This is a genomic window from Gemmatimonas sp. (assembly GCF_027531815.1).
In the GTDB taxonomy this organism is placed as follows: domain Bacteria; phylum Gemmatimonadota; class Gemmatimonadetes; order Gemmatimonadales; family Gemmatimonadaceae; genus Gemmatimonas.
This window is the reverse complement of the sequence record NZ_JAPZSK010000010.1, coordinates 128,088-143,207: the sequence shown is the minus strand read 5'-3', so window position 1 is coordinate 143,207 and position 15,120 is coordinate 128,088. Positions and strand designations below refer to the sequence as shown.

General features: G+C 68.4%; 15 protein-coding genes. 10 read left to right on the top strand and 5 right to left on the bottom strand.

Annotation, left to right across the window (positions count from 1 at the left end):
- Positions 1-9: 9 nt before the first annotated feature.
- Entirely contained in the window at positions 10-1,437 is a 1,428-nt protein-coding gene (locus O9271_RS13260; RefSeq protein ID WP_298270526.1) for a trypsin-like peptidase domain-containing protein, read from the bottom strand.
- Positions 1,438-1,473: 36 nt separating this feature from the next.
- Positions 1,474-2,250 carry a tRNA pseudouridine(38-40) synthase TruA gene (gene truA / locus O9271_RS13255; protein ID WP_298270524.1) on the bottom strand — a complete coding sequence of 259 codons (777 nt, stop codon included), beginning with the start codon at positions 2,248-2,250 and terminating at the stop codon, positions 1,474-1,476.
- Positions 2,251-2,384: 134 nt separating this feature from the next.
- On the opposite strand from truA, the gene O9271_RS13250 reads away from it, so the two are divergent.
- Both O9271_RS13250 and trpD read left to right on the top strand, forming a co-directional pair.
- Entirely contained in the window at positions 2,385-3,695 is a 1,311-nt protein-coding gene (locus O9271_RS13250) for a GAF domain-containing protein (protein ID WP_298270523.1), read from the top strand.
- Entirely contained in the window at positions 3,685-4,743 is a 1,059-nt protein-coding gene (gene trpD, locus O9271_RS13245) for an anthranilate phosphoribosyltransferase (protein WP_298270521.1), read from the top strand. The genes O9271_RS13250 and trpD overlap by 11 nt, the downstream gene beginning before the upstream one ends.
- Positions 4,744-4,761: 18 nt before the next feature.
- On the opposite strand, the gene lexA is transcribed toward trpD, so the two are convergent.
- Entirely contained in the window at positions 4,762-5,370 is a 609-nt protein-coding gene (gene lexA, locus O9271_RS13240; RefSeq protein WP_298270520.1) for a transcriptional repressor LexA, read from the bottom strand.
- A gap of 87 nt (positions 5,371-5,457) precedes the next feature.
- Here lexA and O9271_RS13235 point away from each other — a divergent pair, with 87 nt between their 5' ends.
- The 8 genes from O9271_RS13235 (at position 5,458) to O9271_RS13200 (ending at position 13,198) form a co-directional block, all read left to right on the top strand.
- Positions 5,458-6,330 carry an indole-3-glycerol phosphate synthase TrpC gene (locus O9271_RS13235; RefSeq protein WP_298270518.1) on the top strand — a complete coding sequence of 291 codons (873 nt, stop codon included), beginning with the start codon at positions 5,458-5,460 and terminating at the stop codon, positions 6,328-6,330.
- A gap of 3 nt (positions 6,331-6,333) precedes the next feature.
- Positions 6,334-6,996, top strand: a complete 663-nt coding sequence (locus tag O9271_RS13230) for a phosphoribosylanthranilate isomerase (RefSeq protein WP_298270516.1) — start codon at positions 6,334-6,336, stop codon at positions 6,994-6,996.
- Entirely contained in the window at positions 6,993-8,195 is a 1,203-nt protein-coding gene (gene trpB / locus O9271_RS13225) for a tryptophan synthase subunit beta (RefSeq protein ID WP_298270514.1), read from the top strand. The genes O9271_RS13230 and trpB overlap by 4 nt, the downstream gene beginning before the upstream one ends.
- Positions 8,192-9,886 (top strand): HEAT repeat domain-containing protein, encoded by a 1,695-nt coding sequence (locus tag O9271_RS13220; protein WP_298270512.1) that lies wholly within the window; start codon positions 8,192-8,194, stop codon positions 9,884-9,886. The genes trpB and O9271_RS13220 overlap by 4 nt, the downstream gene beginning before the upstream one ends.
- Positions 9,883-11,337, top strand: coding sequence for an HD domain-containing phosphohydrolase (locus O9271_RS13215; protein WP_298270510.1), 1,455 nt, complete (start codon positions 9,883-9,885; stop codon positions 11,335-11,337). Before O9271_RS13220 ends, O9271_RS13215 begins: the two co-directional genes overlap by 4 nt.
- 4 nt (positions 11,338-11,341) lie before the next feature.
- The gene (gene trpA / locus O9271_RS13210) at positions 11,342-12,127 is read left to right on the top strand and encodes a tryptophan synthase subunit alpha (RefSeq protein WP_298270508.1); all 786 of its coding nucleotides are present in this window, start codon (positions 11,342-11,344) and stop codon (positions 12,125-12,127) included.
- Positions 12,128-12,141: 14 nt separating this feature from the next.
- Positions 12,142-12,672, top strand: coding sequence for a hypothetical protein (locus tag O9271_RS13205; protein ID WP_298270505.1), 531 nt, complete (start codon positions 12,142-12,144; stop codon positions 12,670-12,672).
- 196 nt (positions 12,673-12,868) lie between these two features.
- Positions 12,869-13,198: a LytR C-terminal domain-containing protein gene (locus tag O9271_RS13200; RefSeq protein ID WP_298270503.1), complete on the top strand. Its 330-nt coding sequence runs from the start codon at positions 12,869-12,871 to the stop codon at positions 13,196-13,198.
- On the opposite strand, the gene rlmN is transcribed toward O9271_RS13200, so the two are convergent.
- The gene (gene rlmN / locus O9271_RS13195) at positions 13,127-14,224 is read right to left on the bottom strand and encodes a 23S rRNA (adenine(2503)-C(2))-methyltransferase RlmN (RefSeq protein WP_298270500.1); all 1,098 of its coding nucleotides are present in this window, start codon (positions 14,222-14,224) and stop codon (positions 13,127-13,129) included. The two genes, O9271_RS13200 and rlmN, sit on opposite strands and share 72 nt — an antisense overlap.
- Positions 14,221-15,117 (bottom strand): hypothetical protein, encoded by an 897-nt coding sequence (locus O9271_RS13190; protein ID WP_298270498.1) that lies wholly within the window; start codon positions 15,115-15,117, stop codon positions 14,221-14,223. Before O9271_RS13190 ends, rlmN begins: the two co-directional genes overlap by 4 nt.
- Between the last annotated feature and the right edge of the window lie 3 nt (positions 15,118-15,120).

Genomic DNA, 15,120 nt, shown 5'->3' with positions numbered 1-15,120 from the left:
TACGTCGGGTCAGCGGAGGTAGAACGACGTCTGGAAGTACTGACGATTGCGCTCGAATACGACGAACACCGGCCCGCGGGCACCGTAGCGATCGAAGGCACTGGAGGCGGCCTCGGCGGAGCCGATGCGCGTTTGCCCCACCTGCGCGATCACATCTCCTTCCTGCAGCCCGATCTCGTCTCGGATGCGATCGGAAATGCGGTACACGAGCGCCCCGGCGGAGGCGGCGATGCCGCGCTCCTGACGGATGGCATCGGTAAGAGTGATGAGTTGCAGTTCCCGGAGGACTGTGACCTTCTGGGCCGTTACCTCGGGCGCGTCAGCCACCTGCACGGTGAGACGCACATCGCGGCCGCCGCGGCGCACGGTAATGGGCAGTGCCTCGCCCACTCGCAGGTCGAGCAGCCGCGCCTCCCAATCGAAGGGATTGCGAACGGGGCGCGTTCCCGCACCCACCACCTGATCGCCCATCCGCACCCCCGCCTTTTCTGCCGGCGAGCCGGGAACGACACGCGCCACCACCGCGCCGGCCTTGGCCACATCGCGTGCGCTGCTCGCCTGTGGCGTTTGCAGCCGGATCCCGACCCATGGCTGCCGGACCGCGCCATGCTCCAGGAGGTCCTCAACGATGCGCTTCGTGCGATCGATGGGGATGGCGAATCCCAGGCCTACCGAGCCGCCGCTGGGGGAGTAGATCGAACTGTTGACACCGATCACTTCCCCCGACGCATTTACAAGCGGTCCCCCGGAGTTGCCCGGGTTGATGGCGGCGTCCGTCTGGATCATGTCGATGTACGCGCCTCCCCCCTCGCCACGCCCGGCAAGATTGCGACCCACCGCGCTCACCACGCCAACCGAGACACTCGGCTCATTGTTGCCCAGCACGAATCCGAACGGATTGCCGATGGCGATCGTCCATTCGCCCACAATGAGCTCCGATGACCGGCCGAGTGGCGCCACCGGCAGGTTCCGCGCCTTGATTCGCACCACCGCAAGGTCGTTCGACTCGTCGGTGCCTACCACCGTGGCGTCGTAGGTGGTCCCGTCGCGCATCGCCACCGAGACGCGGGACGCGCCCGCGATCACATGGGCATTGGTCACGATCACGCCATCGGCACGCACCACGAAGCCCGAGCCGATCCCTGCGTTGCGCCGCTCCCCCGAGCGCCCCCCCATGAAGTACTCGAAGAAGTCGACCGGCACCCGCTCCACCGTTTCCGTCTGTACCGTCACGACGGCAGGGGCCACACGCTCGACAGCGGTGGTGATGGCAGTACGACGGGAGGTGGCTACGGAGGCCGCCGGAACGGAGCCAGCCGGCAGGGGTGGGGCCGGGGGCAACGTGCGCGACTGCGCCTCCGAGCGGGAGGGATTGGCCCCCTCGCACCCGACGAGCGCCAGAGCGAGCAGGGCGACGAGCGTGGGACGCGGTGTCATGGACGCACGACGGCGAGCACCGGGCGGCGAGCGCGTTTACCCGTTGGTGGCATAGCAGGACCCGGGGTAGACCACCTCACGCAGCGAAAGCCCGTGGGCCGGCGCCGGCGGCGATGTCTCGGTGTTGTCGGGTGCCACGAGCAGCCGCGCGATGCTGCCACGCGGCCGGCGTCCCTGTGCCACATCGATCATCGTTCCCACGAGAAAGCGCACCATGTGATGGAGAAACCGGTTCGCAGCGACCTCGAAGACCCAGCCGCCGTCGCGAGGCACCCACGCCGCGTGCTGAATGACACAGCGATGGTGATCGTCGATCGGCGCCGTGTGAGCCACGGCAAACGCCCGAAACGTGTGTTCTCCCAGCAGGTGACTGGCTTCCTCGTGAAGCGCTTCCGCCGCCAGCAGGCGGGAAACCGCCCACTCGTACCGGCGCCGGAAGGGCGACCGGGCAGCGTCATCCGTCCCCACAAGATAACCATATCGGCGCTCGATTGCGCTGCGCCGGGGGTGAAAGTCCGCAACCATCTCGTGGGCCGAGGCCACCCAGATGTCCGGCGGCAGCAAGGCGTTGATGGCCCGCTGGAGCCGCTCCGGACTCCAGCGGGCGGGAACCCGGACGCCGACACCCTGGCCATGCGCATGAACGCCGGCATCGGTCCGCCCGGCGCCGACCGCGGGAATGGCGCCGCCGCAGAGCCGGGCAAGCACGGCTTCCATCTCGCCCTGAACGGTCCGGGCGACCGGTTGGCGCTGCCAGCCGGCGAAGCGCCCTCCGTCATATTGCGTTACCAGGAGGATCGGTCGCAGGTCCATTAGGCGGGGAAGCTAGGCACCTCAGGCGTTTGCTTCAACTCGCCGGGTCACGCCCCGGCAGCGGCGGGACGCAAGCGGCTCAGCCATTGCGCGACCGCCTTGAATGACGTTGTGTGCACGTCGTCTCTTTCACCATGCCTCCACGCACCCTCGCCTCCCTCGCGCACGCCCTGTCGGCGGCCCCCGATCTCGATCAGGCGCTGATCGCCTTGGGGGAGACGATTGCCGAACTTGACCGGGGCGCGTCGCTGGCGCTGATCCAGTACGATGCGCGCCGCGACATGCTGCGCGACCGGCTCACTCCGGTCGGCGCGCAGGTGGTACGGAGCAGCATGGAAACCACCTTCGACCATCTGCCCGAGCCCGTGCGGACCCGCGTACTGGCCGGCGGGCCGTTCATCGATGTCACCGACCGGTCGGCCGATTACGCCCGCCTGTGCGGTTTTTCGGCGATGCTCGAAGGCGGAGTTCTTGCCGTGCGCGGCATGCGCATGGACGGGATGCTCGGCGCTGTGCTCGCACTGTACGAGCCCCGCAAGATTTTCGGCACGCGCACCACCGAACGCCTCGCCCCCGCCATGGCGCTCTTCGACCTGGCGTATGCCCGCCTGGCGGAACGGGATGCGCGGGAAGAGGCCGTACGGACGCTTGAGGACGTGACCCAGCGCGTCCACGGCGAGTATGTCCGCAAGCTGGGGGCGCTCGAAGCGGAACTGCGCGAGGTCCGCAACACGCCGCGCGAAATTCCCGCCCTGGATCGGGCGGAGATGATCGCCGTGCAGGCCGAAGCGGCGCGAGCCCTGGAAGAGGCGCGCCGAGCCACCAGACGCGCGGTGCTCTCGGATCAGCAGCTCGCAGCCGCCGTGTCGCAGCTGGAGCAGGCGCACATCGAACTGCACCGACGCAGCGAAGCACTCCGCCAGCGGACGCGGACGCTGTACCTCGTTGATCGCGCTCTGACGCTGGACGCCGAAACCACGGACGCCCGAACGCTGGTCGACGCGCTCCTCGCGCTCGTGGGCGACGATATGCAGGCGCAGCGCTGCTCGCTCATGCTGCGATCGCCGGACCCCGATTATCTGTACCTCGCTGCGGCTCGTGGGATCGCGCCGTCCGTGTCCGAGGGCATGCGAATTCGTATTGGTGAGGGCGTGGCGGGGCGCGTCGCCGCGGCACGCGAGCCGTTGCTGGTGCAGGACGTGCGCGAGGCGGCTCAGCACCCGCTTCTGCGAGACCAGTACTTCACCACGGGCAGCTTCATCTGCTTCCCCCTGCTGTATCATGGCGAGCTGGTCGGTGTGCTTAACCTCACCAACCGTGCCCAGCGCGGGATCTATACCGATGAAGATGTCGAGCGCGTGCGCCTGCTCGGCCTGGTCATCTCCCTCATCGCCTCGCGCAACGGCCTCGCAGAGCGCCTGCTGAACACGCTGCATGTCGGCTGACGCCCTACTCGCCGCGATCCGTCGTCTGGCCCAGCATGCGTCGCTCGACGCGGAGGCACTGCGCGCGGCCTTCCGCGTCATCATGCGCGGCGAAGGCACATCCGCGCAGGTCGCCGCCTTGCTCATGGCGCTGCGCGTGAAGGGAGAAACGGCCGCGGAAGTGGCCGGGGTCGTGCAGGCGTTGCGTGACGCCATGCTGGTGCTGCCCGCTTCGCAGCCGGACGATCTGGTAGACACCTGCGGAACCGGCGGTGGCGCCCTCACCACATTCAACATATCCACGGCGGCGGCGTTGGTGGCCGCGGGCATGGGGGTGCGGGTGGCGAAACACGGCAATCGGTCGTTCACTTCACGCAGCGGAAGCGCCGATGTGCTCGAGGCGCTTGGGGTGGCGGTGGACATCTCGCCGGCGGCCATGGCCGACACCCTGCAGGAAGCGGGGATCGTGTTCATGTTCGCGCCGCTCATGCATCCGGCGCTGCGCCATGTGGGACCGGTTCGGCGGGAGCTGGCCGTACCCACGGTCATGAACATCGTGGGCCCGCTGGCCAATCCGGCCCGCGCCGGACGGCAGGTGGTGGGCGTGGCGGAACGCGCGCGCCTCCCGCTCCTGGCGGACACGCTGTGCGCTCTGGGCTCGGTGCGGGCCCTCGTGGTTCACGGGGAGCCGGGCCTCGATGAAATCTCACCGCTCGGCGTGACGTCGGTGCAGGAGGTTGCCGGTGGCCGCGTGCACTCGTGGGAGATCGATCCCGCGGCCCATGAGGTACGTGCGGTAGACGCGTCGGAGCTCGCGGGCGGCGATCCCGCCGACAACGCGCGCGTGATAGAACAGGTGTTGCAGGGAAACGGGACCCCAGGGGCGCACGCCGCCGTGCTGCTGAATGCCGCGGCCGCGCTCTATGTGAGCCGAGAGGACCTCGCCTATGCGGACGCCGTGGCCCACACGCGCGACGCCCTGCGCTCCGGCGTGGGCTTCACGGCTCTGGAGCGGCTTCGCGCCGCCTCGCAGGCCGCAGCCGCCCGATCGCGTCACGCCGCGCAATAGCCCCCTTGGCGGCCCGGCTCAGTAGCGCCGCAGCACTCCCACCACAATGCCCTGTATGCGCACGTCGTCCTCGTGGACGAAAAGCGGCTGCATGGTTTCGTTCGCCGGCTGTAGACGAATGCGTCCGTCGCGCTCACGATAATACCGCTTGACCGTGGCGCCCGAGCCGTCGAGCAGGGCAATGACCATCTCCCCGTTGTCCGCAGCCTGCTTGTCGTTGATGACCACGTAGTCGCCGTCGCGGATGTGCTCCTCGATCATGGAGTCGCCCTTCACCCGCAGCACGTAGTGGCTCCCGTTCTTGCGCAGGAACCCATCGGGCACCGCCATGGTCTCGCCGGTGTGCATCGCTTCGAGCGGTGCACCGGCAGCCACCGTGCCCAGCAGCGGGAGTTCGACCGAGCGCTGGTAGATCTCCGAGGGCAGAATCTCGATCGCGCGGCTTTCGTTGTACGACCGCTTGATGTATCCCTTGCGCTCGAGATTGGTGAGGTGCTCGTGCACCGTAGCCAGCGAGTTATAGTTGAAGCGCGAGGCGATTTCCTCGAAGCTCGGTGCATACCCGTTGACTTCGTTGTACTCCGACAGGAACGACAGAATTTCCCGCTGTCGCTTGGTGAGCGGCATGGTAGCTCCATGGATTGAGGGGACGCCTCGCGCCCCGAAAACAGGCCGAATCCAAACACCCGGCACGCTAACCGAAGACGCCCCGAAGTGCAAGCATTTTTTTCGTCCGCGCCCTGGAGCTTCCCCAGCGGCACCCTTGGCGCACTGACTCGCGAGGCCCATGAGCGGGCAGGCGCCGTAGCCGGCACCCTGGCCGAGCTGCGGACGCGCGTCCATGACCAGCCACCCGCCCGTCCGTTCGCGGCGCCATTGCGGGGCCCGTGCCTGCGGGTCATCGCGGAGGTGAAGCGGGCATCCCCGTCCAAGGGGGCCATCGCTCCCGGCCTCGACGCCAGTATGCAGGCCGCGGCCTATGTGGCCGGTGGCGCCGCCGCGATCTCGGTTCTCACCGAGCCGACGCGCTTCGGCGGTGACCTCGCGGATCTCCGCAACGTGTGTCATGCGGTTCGTGTGCCGGTAATCCGGAAGGATTTTCTCGTGCACCCGGTGCAGCTCTGGGAGGCACGCGCCGCGGGCGCGTCGGCGGCGCTACTCATCGTGCGGTCGCTCTCCCCCGACGAGTTGCCGCGCCTCATGGACGCCGCTGCCGAAGCGGGGCTCGCCACGCTGGTCGAGGTCCGCACCCTGGGGGAGCTCGATCGTGCGCTGGCCGCCGGGGCCACGGTGATCGGGGTGAACAACCGTGACCTGGAGACGCTCGTCATCGACCCCGCAACAGCCCCCGCACTGGTTCCATGCATCCCGGCGGAGTGCATCGCCGTGGCGGAGAGCGGCATGCGCACCCCGGTCGACCTTGCCCCCGCGGCGGCCGCGGGCGCCGATGCCGTGCTTGTGGGCAGCGCGATCTCGGCAGCGGCCGACCCGGCAGCCGAGGTGCGTGCCCTCGCCGGCGTAGCGCGCCCCCTCAGCTCCCGTGATGCCGACGAGGCGCGCCGTGCGCTGGGATCGGGCGGTCACTGAACCATGGCCGACGTCAAGATTTGTGGTCTGACCAGGGCGGAAGACGCACGGCATGCCGAGCGATCCGGTGCGTTGTTCCTGGGGGCCATCCTTGCCGGGGGGCCACGCCACCTCGCTGTCCCCGACGCGCGTCAGGTGCTGGGCGCGCCGCGTCACGGCGTGCGACGTGTGGCCGTCGTGGGTGATCAGTCCGCCGAGGAGGTGATCGTCCTCGCCCGCGAGCTCGCACTGGACGCGGTGCAGCTGCACGGCTGGCGGACCCCCGACGAGGCGGTGCGCATTGCCCGTGCCGCAGGCTGCGAGGTCTGGCCCGTGCTGCGGATCACGGGCGCCACTCTTCCGGTGGATGCGGTGATGTGGGCGGGTGTGAGCGGGACGCTGGTACTCGACGCCTTCGTCGAGGGACAGCTCGGAGGTACCGGCGTAGCACTCGACTGGTCCGGGCTGGCCAGGTCGGTGGCAGCGCTCCGAACGGAACTCCCAGCGCTCCGGCTGGTATTGGCCGGCGGACTCCGACCGGAGAACGTGGCCGAAGCGGTGCGTTTGCTTGCGCCGCAGGTCGTGGACGTATCTTCCGGCGTGGAGAGCGCGCCCGGTGTGAAGGATCCGGAGCGCGTCCAACAGTTTGTGCAGGCGGCGCATCGCGCCGCGGAGACGTCGCGATGACGATGGTCGGCAGTGCAGGGATTCCTCCGACGGACCGCTTCGGACCGTACGGCGGTCGGTACGTTCCCGAGACGCTCATACCCGCGCTCGATACTCTGGAAGCGGCCTTCGAGACGGTGCGTCACGATGCCGCGTTCCAGGCCGAGCTCGACGGCCTGCTGCGCGAGTACGTGGGGCGTCCCACGGCCCTCACCTTTGCGCCGCGACTCAGTGCGCGCGTGGGAGCACCGGTGTGGATGAAGCGCGAGGATCTCAACCATACGGGCGCCCACAAGATCAACAACACGGTGGGGCAGGCGCTCCTTGCGCGCCGCATGGGGAAGCCGCGCATCATTGCCGAAACCGGCGCCGGACAGCACGGGGTTGCCACGGCGACCATCTGTGCCCGCTTTGGGCTGGAGTGCGTGGTGTACATGGGCGAGGAAGACATGCAGCGGCAGGCGCTCAATGTCTTCCGCATGCGCCTCATGGGGGCCACGGTCGTTCCGGTAACCTCGGGCACCCGCACCCTCAAGGACGCCACAACCGAGGCCATCCGCGATTGGGTGACCAACGTCACCAACAGTCATTACATCATTGGGTCAGTGGTCGGGCCGGCGCCGTATCCACGCATGGTGCGGGAGTTCCAGTCGGTGATCGGCACCGAGGCGCGTACCCAGATATTGGCGAAGACCGGACGCCTGCCTCGTACGGTGGTCGCCTGTGTTGGTGGGGGCTCCAATGCCATGGGTATCTTCGCCGGCTTCGTGCGAGACGACGGGGTAGAGCTGGTAGGGGTGGAGGCCGCCGGTGACGGTCTCGATACCGACCGTCATAGTGCCTCGATTTCCAAGGGGACGCCGGGGGTCCTGCACGGCTCGCTCTCGTATCTCCTGCAGGATGCAGCCGGTCAGGTCCACCCAGCGCACTCCATTTCTGCCGGCCTCGATTACCCCGGGGTGGGACCGGAGCATGCCTGGCTGAACGACAGCGGGCGGGCCGAGTACGTGGCAGTGACGGATACGGAAGCGTTGCGAGGGGTGGCCTTGCTCAGTCGTCTGGAGGGGATCATCCCGGCTCTCGAGACGGCGCATGCGGTGGCGTGGCTTGAACGAGAGGCCGGACGGTGGTCGGAGCAGGACCCGGTACTGCTGTGCGTGAGCGGCCGGGGGGACAAGGACGTGGGAACCATCAGCCAGCACACCCTTCCTGCGGTATGAACGTTTCGGTACCGGACGCTGACGTCTCGCCGCAAGCGATATCGGCCGTCGAGGACGCACTGCGGGCGTTCGCGAAGGCGCTTCGCGCCGTCCAGTTGTATCTCCCCAACAACCCCACGCGCGTCCAAAGCGTCGACCAGGCCCGCCAGGCCTTCGCGCGTGTGTGGACGTACCTGCCGCCGCTCGACCTGCAGGTGCGGGAAGCGTCGTTCACGCTCGACGACCGGGTGGTGTACCAGGATTTGGAGCGCGGCAGCGAGTCGCTGCCGTGGCTGTTGTACCGCGACGGTCTGCGCACGCTGAGTTTCCTCCCCGGTTTCGAGACCCACGATCTGGAGACCTTCCTCGCCCTGCTGCATCGGGCGCGGACGGCATCCACCGACGACGACGACCTGGTCACGATGTTGTGGGTGGCCGACGTCGCGCACATCACGTACCGGTACGTCGAGAACAGCGGCGCCAGCGATTTCGTAATGGCATCGGGCGACCGGCCCGGCGTGGCCACGCAGGCCGCCGGCGAATTGCCCCTGGCGGTGCCGCCGGCGGAGACACAGCCCCCCGGTGACGGACCGCCGGGGCTGGTGCGCCCGGAGGATTTCGAATCCACGCTGTACTTCCTCGATCCACGAGAGGCGGCGTACCTGCAGGATGAGCTGAAGCGCGAGTATACCGAAGACCAGCGACGCCTCGTCCTCGCCAGCCTCTTTGACATCATCGAGCTGCAATCCGACGTGGGTACACAGCGTGAGGCGTTGGCGATTCTCGAACAGCTGGTGCTCGAGTTTCTCACGCTCGGGGAGTACGAGCTCGTGGCCTACACCCTGCGCGAAGCGGGGGCCACGGCCAAGAGTGCCGGTGTCCACGGAGACGTGCAGAACGGACTGCGCGAGCTGCCGGCGCGGCTGAGCGAACCGCAGGTCGTCGCCCAACTGCTGCACGCGCTCGACGAGCGGGCGCGGACCCCGGTTGCGTCGCTGCTGGAGGGGCTGTTCGCCGAGCTGCGCCCGACGGCGCTCGAACCGCTGGTCGCCTGGCTCGGTGCCGCCTCCGCATCTCCCGCCCGCGTGGCCATCGAGCGCGCGTCATTGCGACTCGCGGGCGCGAACACCGGTGAGCTGGCCAAGCTGCTCGAGCAGCCTCAGGAGTCGGTGGTACGCGGCGCAGTTCGCCTTGCGGCGCAGCTCGCGACGCCGGCCGCCGTCCCGGGGCTCGCCCGTATCCTGCGCGGGGCGGACACCAAACTGCGCGCCGAAGCGGTGGCAGCGCTGGCGGACATCGGCTCCCCAGCAGCCCTGCAGGCTCTGGATCGCGCCATGGACGACGCCGATCGCGAAGTGCGGGTGGCGGCGTTTCGCGCCATTGGCGCCCGCAAACACAGCGGCGCGCTGCCGCGACTGCTCACCGCCATCCGTCGCAAGGAACTCCGCAGTGCCGACCTCGGAGAGAAGATGGCGCTCTTTGAGGCATACGGCGGCCTGTGCGGTGATCAGGGTGTCGCTGAACTTGATGGGATCCTGAACGCCCGCGGTTTGCTCGGCGCCAAGGAGACACCCGAAATGCGTGCCTGCGCGGCCCGCGCGCTGGGGCTCGTAGGCAGTCGGACCGCCGTGGCCGCTCTGCAGAAGTCGGCAGATACCAAGGATGTCGTGGTGCGAAGCGCGGTCGCCCGCGCCATGCGAGGTGGGACATGACCGCGCCGCACACCACCGTGCGCGGCGCCACAGACGGCGGCCCCCAGAAGACCGTCCGGGCGTTCGTCGTGGCGATGAATGGTGCCATCCGCGCCGTACGCCTCTACCCGGTAGAGAACGCCGCGGTGCAGAAGGCGATTGCGGAATTGGGGGTGTGCGCCGATCGGGTGCGGGAGAGTGAGGGGCAATGTACCGTGCGTCGGGTCGGTGACTACCTCTTCGTCAACGACACGCGCTTGCGCCTTACCTTCGACAACTATGCGGCCGTTGCCGCCTTGCTGGGGATGTTCCGCGAGGCTGGTATCGGCGGCGTCGGTACCTTCGAGGCCCCGCCACCGCGCTCGTGGGTGGTCCTGCTGTCGTTCCTGCAGGCGCCCCCGCTCGAGTATCCGGAGGAGGAGCGTCTTTCACAGCTGATGGCCCGGCTGGAGACGGCCCAGGTCCATGACTTCGAGCTCTTTCCGGTGGCTGACGAATCGGATGAACTCGATCATGATCTCGACGCCAAGGAGCGGGCGCGCCAGACCTATGTTCGCTCGCTCGATGTCACGCGCGAGGTGATCACGTCAGCGCGACTGGGGAAGAGCCCGGGGCTCAAGCGCGTGAAGCGCGCCGTGCAGGGCATTGTGGACGCCATCCTCACCGATTCGTCGTCGCTGATCGGCCTCACGACCCTCCGTGAATTCGACGAGTACACGTTCGTGCACAGCGTCAACGTGTGCATTCTGTCGGTGGCGCTCGGTCGCCGCCTTGCCCTCAGCAAGACGCAGTTGCTCGATCTGGGCCTGGCGGCGTTGTTGCATGACATCGGCAAGTCGCGCCTCCCGCTCGCCCTGCTGAACAGGCGCGGACAACTCGCGGATGAGGAGCGGGTCGTGCTGCAGACGCATACCTGGAACGGGGTGCTGGCGCTGTTCGCGCTGCCGAACGGCGGCGTCCGCCCATGGCGCTCGATGACGGCGGCCTACGAGCATCACATGCGCACTGACCTGTCCGGCTACCCCAAGGTCTCGCGGCAGCGGAAGTTGTCGCTGTTCAGCAAGATCATCGCCGTCACTGACGGGTTCGATGCGGCCACCACCACGCGCGTCTATAAGGATTCTCCCTGGACCCCCGCCGATGTCCTTCGCGGCATGCGAGACAACCCTCGGCTCGGTCTTGATCCTACTGTCGTCAAGGCCTTCATCAATCTCACGGGGATCTATCCCGTGGGAACGGTGGTCGTGCTCGACACATTCGAGTTGGCGATCGTACTGGCGGCCAACCCCGATCCATCGGCACTGTCGCGGCCGATCGTTCGCCTGCTGACGGACGACCGCGGCAACCTGCTGGACGATCCGACACCGGTGGACCTTACGGCGCGTACGGCGACTGGTCAGTTTGCACACACGATCATTCGGACCGAAGACCCGCAACGCTATGGCATCAACATCGGTGACTACTTCGCCTGAGGCCGTGGCTCCCGCAGCCTCGCGCCTCACGGCGCGCTTCGCCGCCCTCCGGGCGGAGGGACGCAAGGCCCTCGTCTGCTATGTCACCGCCGGACATCCCGACCCGGAACGCAGCATCGCGCTCATGCGTGGCCTGGCTGCCGCAGGGGCGGACGTCCTCGAGGTGGGCGTACCGTTCTCCGATCCGCTCGCCGACGGTCCGGTGATTCAGCGCAGCTCACAGGTCGCGCTGGAGCACGGCATGACCCTGTGGCGCACGCTCGACCTCGTCCGCGAGGCGGCGGTGGCGGTACCCGTCGTCCTGTTCAGCTATCTCAACCCCGTCATCGCCGCTGGCGCCGACGCGTTGCAGCGGGCGCGTGATGCCGGCGTGGATGGGGTCCTGGTGACCGATCTCCCCGTCGGCGCCGACCCGGTGCGCGAGCAGTGGTTGGGGACCAGTGGTCTGGACTTCGTGCGCTTGGTGGCGCCGACCACACCGTTGCCTCGCATGGAAGAAATCAGCCGGCACGGTGGCGGTTTCGTGTACCTCATCAGTCGACTGGGGGTCACCGGGGAACGTGCCGCGCTCCCCGACGACCTGCCTGCCACCGTGGCGCGGTTGCGTGCGGCCACGTCGCTGCCGCTGTGCATTGGCTTCGGCATTTCCACGCCGGAGCAGGCGCGCGTGGCCGCGCTGCTCGGCGACGGGGTGGTGGTCGGGAGCGCCATCGTCCGTGCGGCCGGCACCAGCGTGGACGACGCCTGTGCGCTCGTGGCGGCCATGCGTGCGGCGCTCGACGCGCGCTGAGCGGCTGCGGGCACGTGACCGGACTTCCGACGTGGGCCGTCGTGGGCGACAAGCGCCGCGCTCACATCGAACGCGTGGTGGCGCTGCTCGATTCGTGGGCTGAGCGCATGGCCCTGCCGCCCGAGCGTCGCGTCGCGTGGTGTGACGCGGGCTGGTGGCATGATGCCCTGCGCGACGCCGACGAACCGACGTTGCGCGACATGACCGGCGACCGCGTGAGTCCGGTGGGGTTGCTGCACGGGCCTGCCGCCGCCCTCCGGTTGGAAGCAGTCGGTGAAGCGCGGGGCGATGTGCTGGAAGCGATCCGGTGGCACACGGTGGGGCACACCGCGTGGGCCGACACCGGCCGCGCGCTCTACATGGCGGACTTCCTCGAGCCCGGACGCACGTTCATGCAGAGCGATCGCGCCTTTCTCGCGTCGCTTGTGCCGGTCGCGTTCGATCGCGTCTTCCGTCAGGTGGTGCGACTGCGTCTCGAATGGGTCATTCGGGAGGGGAAGGGACTCTCGCCGGAAACGGTGGCACTCTGGAATGGCGTCCGATGATGTACTGGCACAGCACATGACCGTCGGCATACCCTCTCCGCCGTCCCAGGCACCCCGCAGGGCCAGGAGCAGGAGCCTCCTGATCGCCGGGGGGCTGGTCCTTCTGGTGGCGACGGGCGCCGGTGTGGCCTGGTGGCAGACGCGCGATGCCGAGTCGAACGCGTCTGGCACCGATTCGACGTCCGTCGCGGCAGCCGTGACCGACACGTCCGCGCGCGCACCCGCGGGGCTGCGGATCCGCGTCCGCGTGCTCAATGTGAGTGGGGTACCGGGGCTCGCTCGGCGCGCGACGAATCACCTGCGCGAGTATGGGTTCGATGTGGTCGATTTTGGATCCGGACGACGCGATGGCGAAACGCGCACCCGCATCAGCAACCACACCAGCCATGCCGACTGGCCGCTCCGGGTGCAGCGGGCGCTCGGGGTCGGCGTCATCGCCACCGACCCCGATACGTCACGCTACGTGGACCTCACCGTGTACCTCGGGCGCGACTGGCGCCCGTCGACCGAGACGCTCCGTCCGTAGCTGTCCACAGGCGGCGGCGATATCGAGCCCGCGGCTGCGGCGCACGGCGGTTTCCACGCCGCGAGTGCGCAGGGCCTTGGCGAATGCCGTAATCACCGGCGCCGGCGTCGGCGTGAACCCCATCGAACCGCCCGGATGGAGCGGAATGAGGTTGACGAAGGCACGACATTCGCGCGCCAGTTGCGCCAGCTGCGCCGCATGCTCGGGCTGATCATTCACGCCACCCAGCATGACATACTCGAACGTCACGCGGCGGTCGAAGGCGCGCGCCGCCTCGATGACCTCCGCCAGGGGATACTTGGTGTTCACCGGCATGAGCGTTTTCCGCAGGGCGTCGCTTGGCGCATGAATGGAGATGGCGAGGCGGAACTGCTCGGGCCGTTCGCTGAGCGCCACGATTCCCGGGAGCACACCCACGGTGGAGATCGTGATGTGACGCGCACCGATGCCGAGCGCTCGCGGATCGTTCAGCAAGGTGAGCGTGGGACCGACCGCCTTCCAGTTCATGAGCGGTTCGCCCATGCCCATGAAGACGATGTTCGTGGGGATGACGGGAGGCGTCAGCATGCGCAGCGCACGCACCTGTCCGGCGATCTCCGAGGGCTGGAGATTGCGCTGAAACCCCATGGCCCCCGTCGCACAGAACGCACACTGCAGGGCACACCCTGCTTGCGACGAGATGCAGAACGTCATGCGGTCGCCGTCGGGGATGGCCACCGTCTCGATGAGCTGGCCGTCATGCAGGCGGAACAGGAACTTCTCGGTACCATCAGAGGAGCGCTGACGCGTCGCCAATTCCAGCGTCGTGATGCGGAACGACTGCGCAAGCGCTTCCCGCAACGCCTTCGGCAGCTCCGACATCGCCTCGAACGAGTCCACAGGGCGCTGCCAGAGGCGACCGAACACCTGACCGGCTCGATAGCTCGGTTCCCCGCGCTCGGCCATCCACGCCCGGAGCAGCGCGAGGGCCGCCTCGGGTTCATAGTCGAGCAGATCGGGAAGGGACGGTAAGGCGGAGTCGGTCACTTGATGAGCGAGCTGAGCGTGAACTGATACACGGCCCCGAGGCCGGCAATGCCTTCTTCACGCGCGACGCCCACGGCGTAGCGCGCGTAATACAGCGCCAGTCCGGTGCGCAGCCGGTGATCGGATACCGTGCCTGCGGCGCTGCGCACATAGGCCGCGCGCGCTTCGACCCGTTCGAAGCGCCCTGCGATGAACAGGCCACGCTCGCGTGCTCCCCGATTCACGGCGGTCGTGCTGTACCCCAGGCGCGTTTCGCGCGTGGGTGACCGACCGAAGACGCGGATGTCGCCGGCGGCAATGACCGTCGGTCGGTCTTCGATTTCCCGCCCCGGTCGCCAGAGGAAGCTCGACAGCGCCACTCGGGCATTCCGCCAGGGGAGGTCGTGCAGGACGGCCCCGAAATCCGCCGCCACGGCATGCCGCGACAGCTGATCCGCACGGCCATTCCGCCACCGCATGGCCACCCCGGCCGTCAGGTGCGGCACCAGTTCTCGGGTCGCGGTGAGACTCAAGAGAGTACTGGTATACGGGATGTTGCCGATGGATTGCGGGTCGGAGTCGGTCCGCACGAGTCCCCCGACCGCGGCCCGCCCGAGCGACAGACCAAGGGTGGTGCCGCTCGCTCGCCGCCATCCCACGGAGAGCAGCTGCCCATCGACGCCCTGCGCACTGCCCGTCGTGAGGGAGGCCACGCCGAGGCGAAATCGCTCACCGGCAGGCACGGAGGCAGTGGCGGGGTTCCACAGCCCCGCGCCCGGCTCGGAAGCAAGCGCCGGCGGCTCGAAGATGGCCCCCAGCGGGAACTCCCAGAGATCGCGCGCGGGCACCGGCTGCGCACGGAGCCCAGTGGCCCAAAGCGACGCGGCAAGCCCGCAAATGAGCATGCGGCGCATACG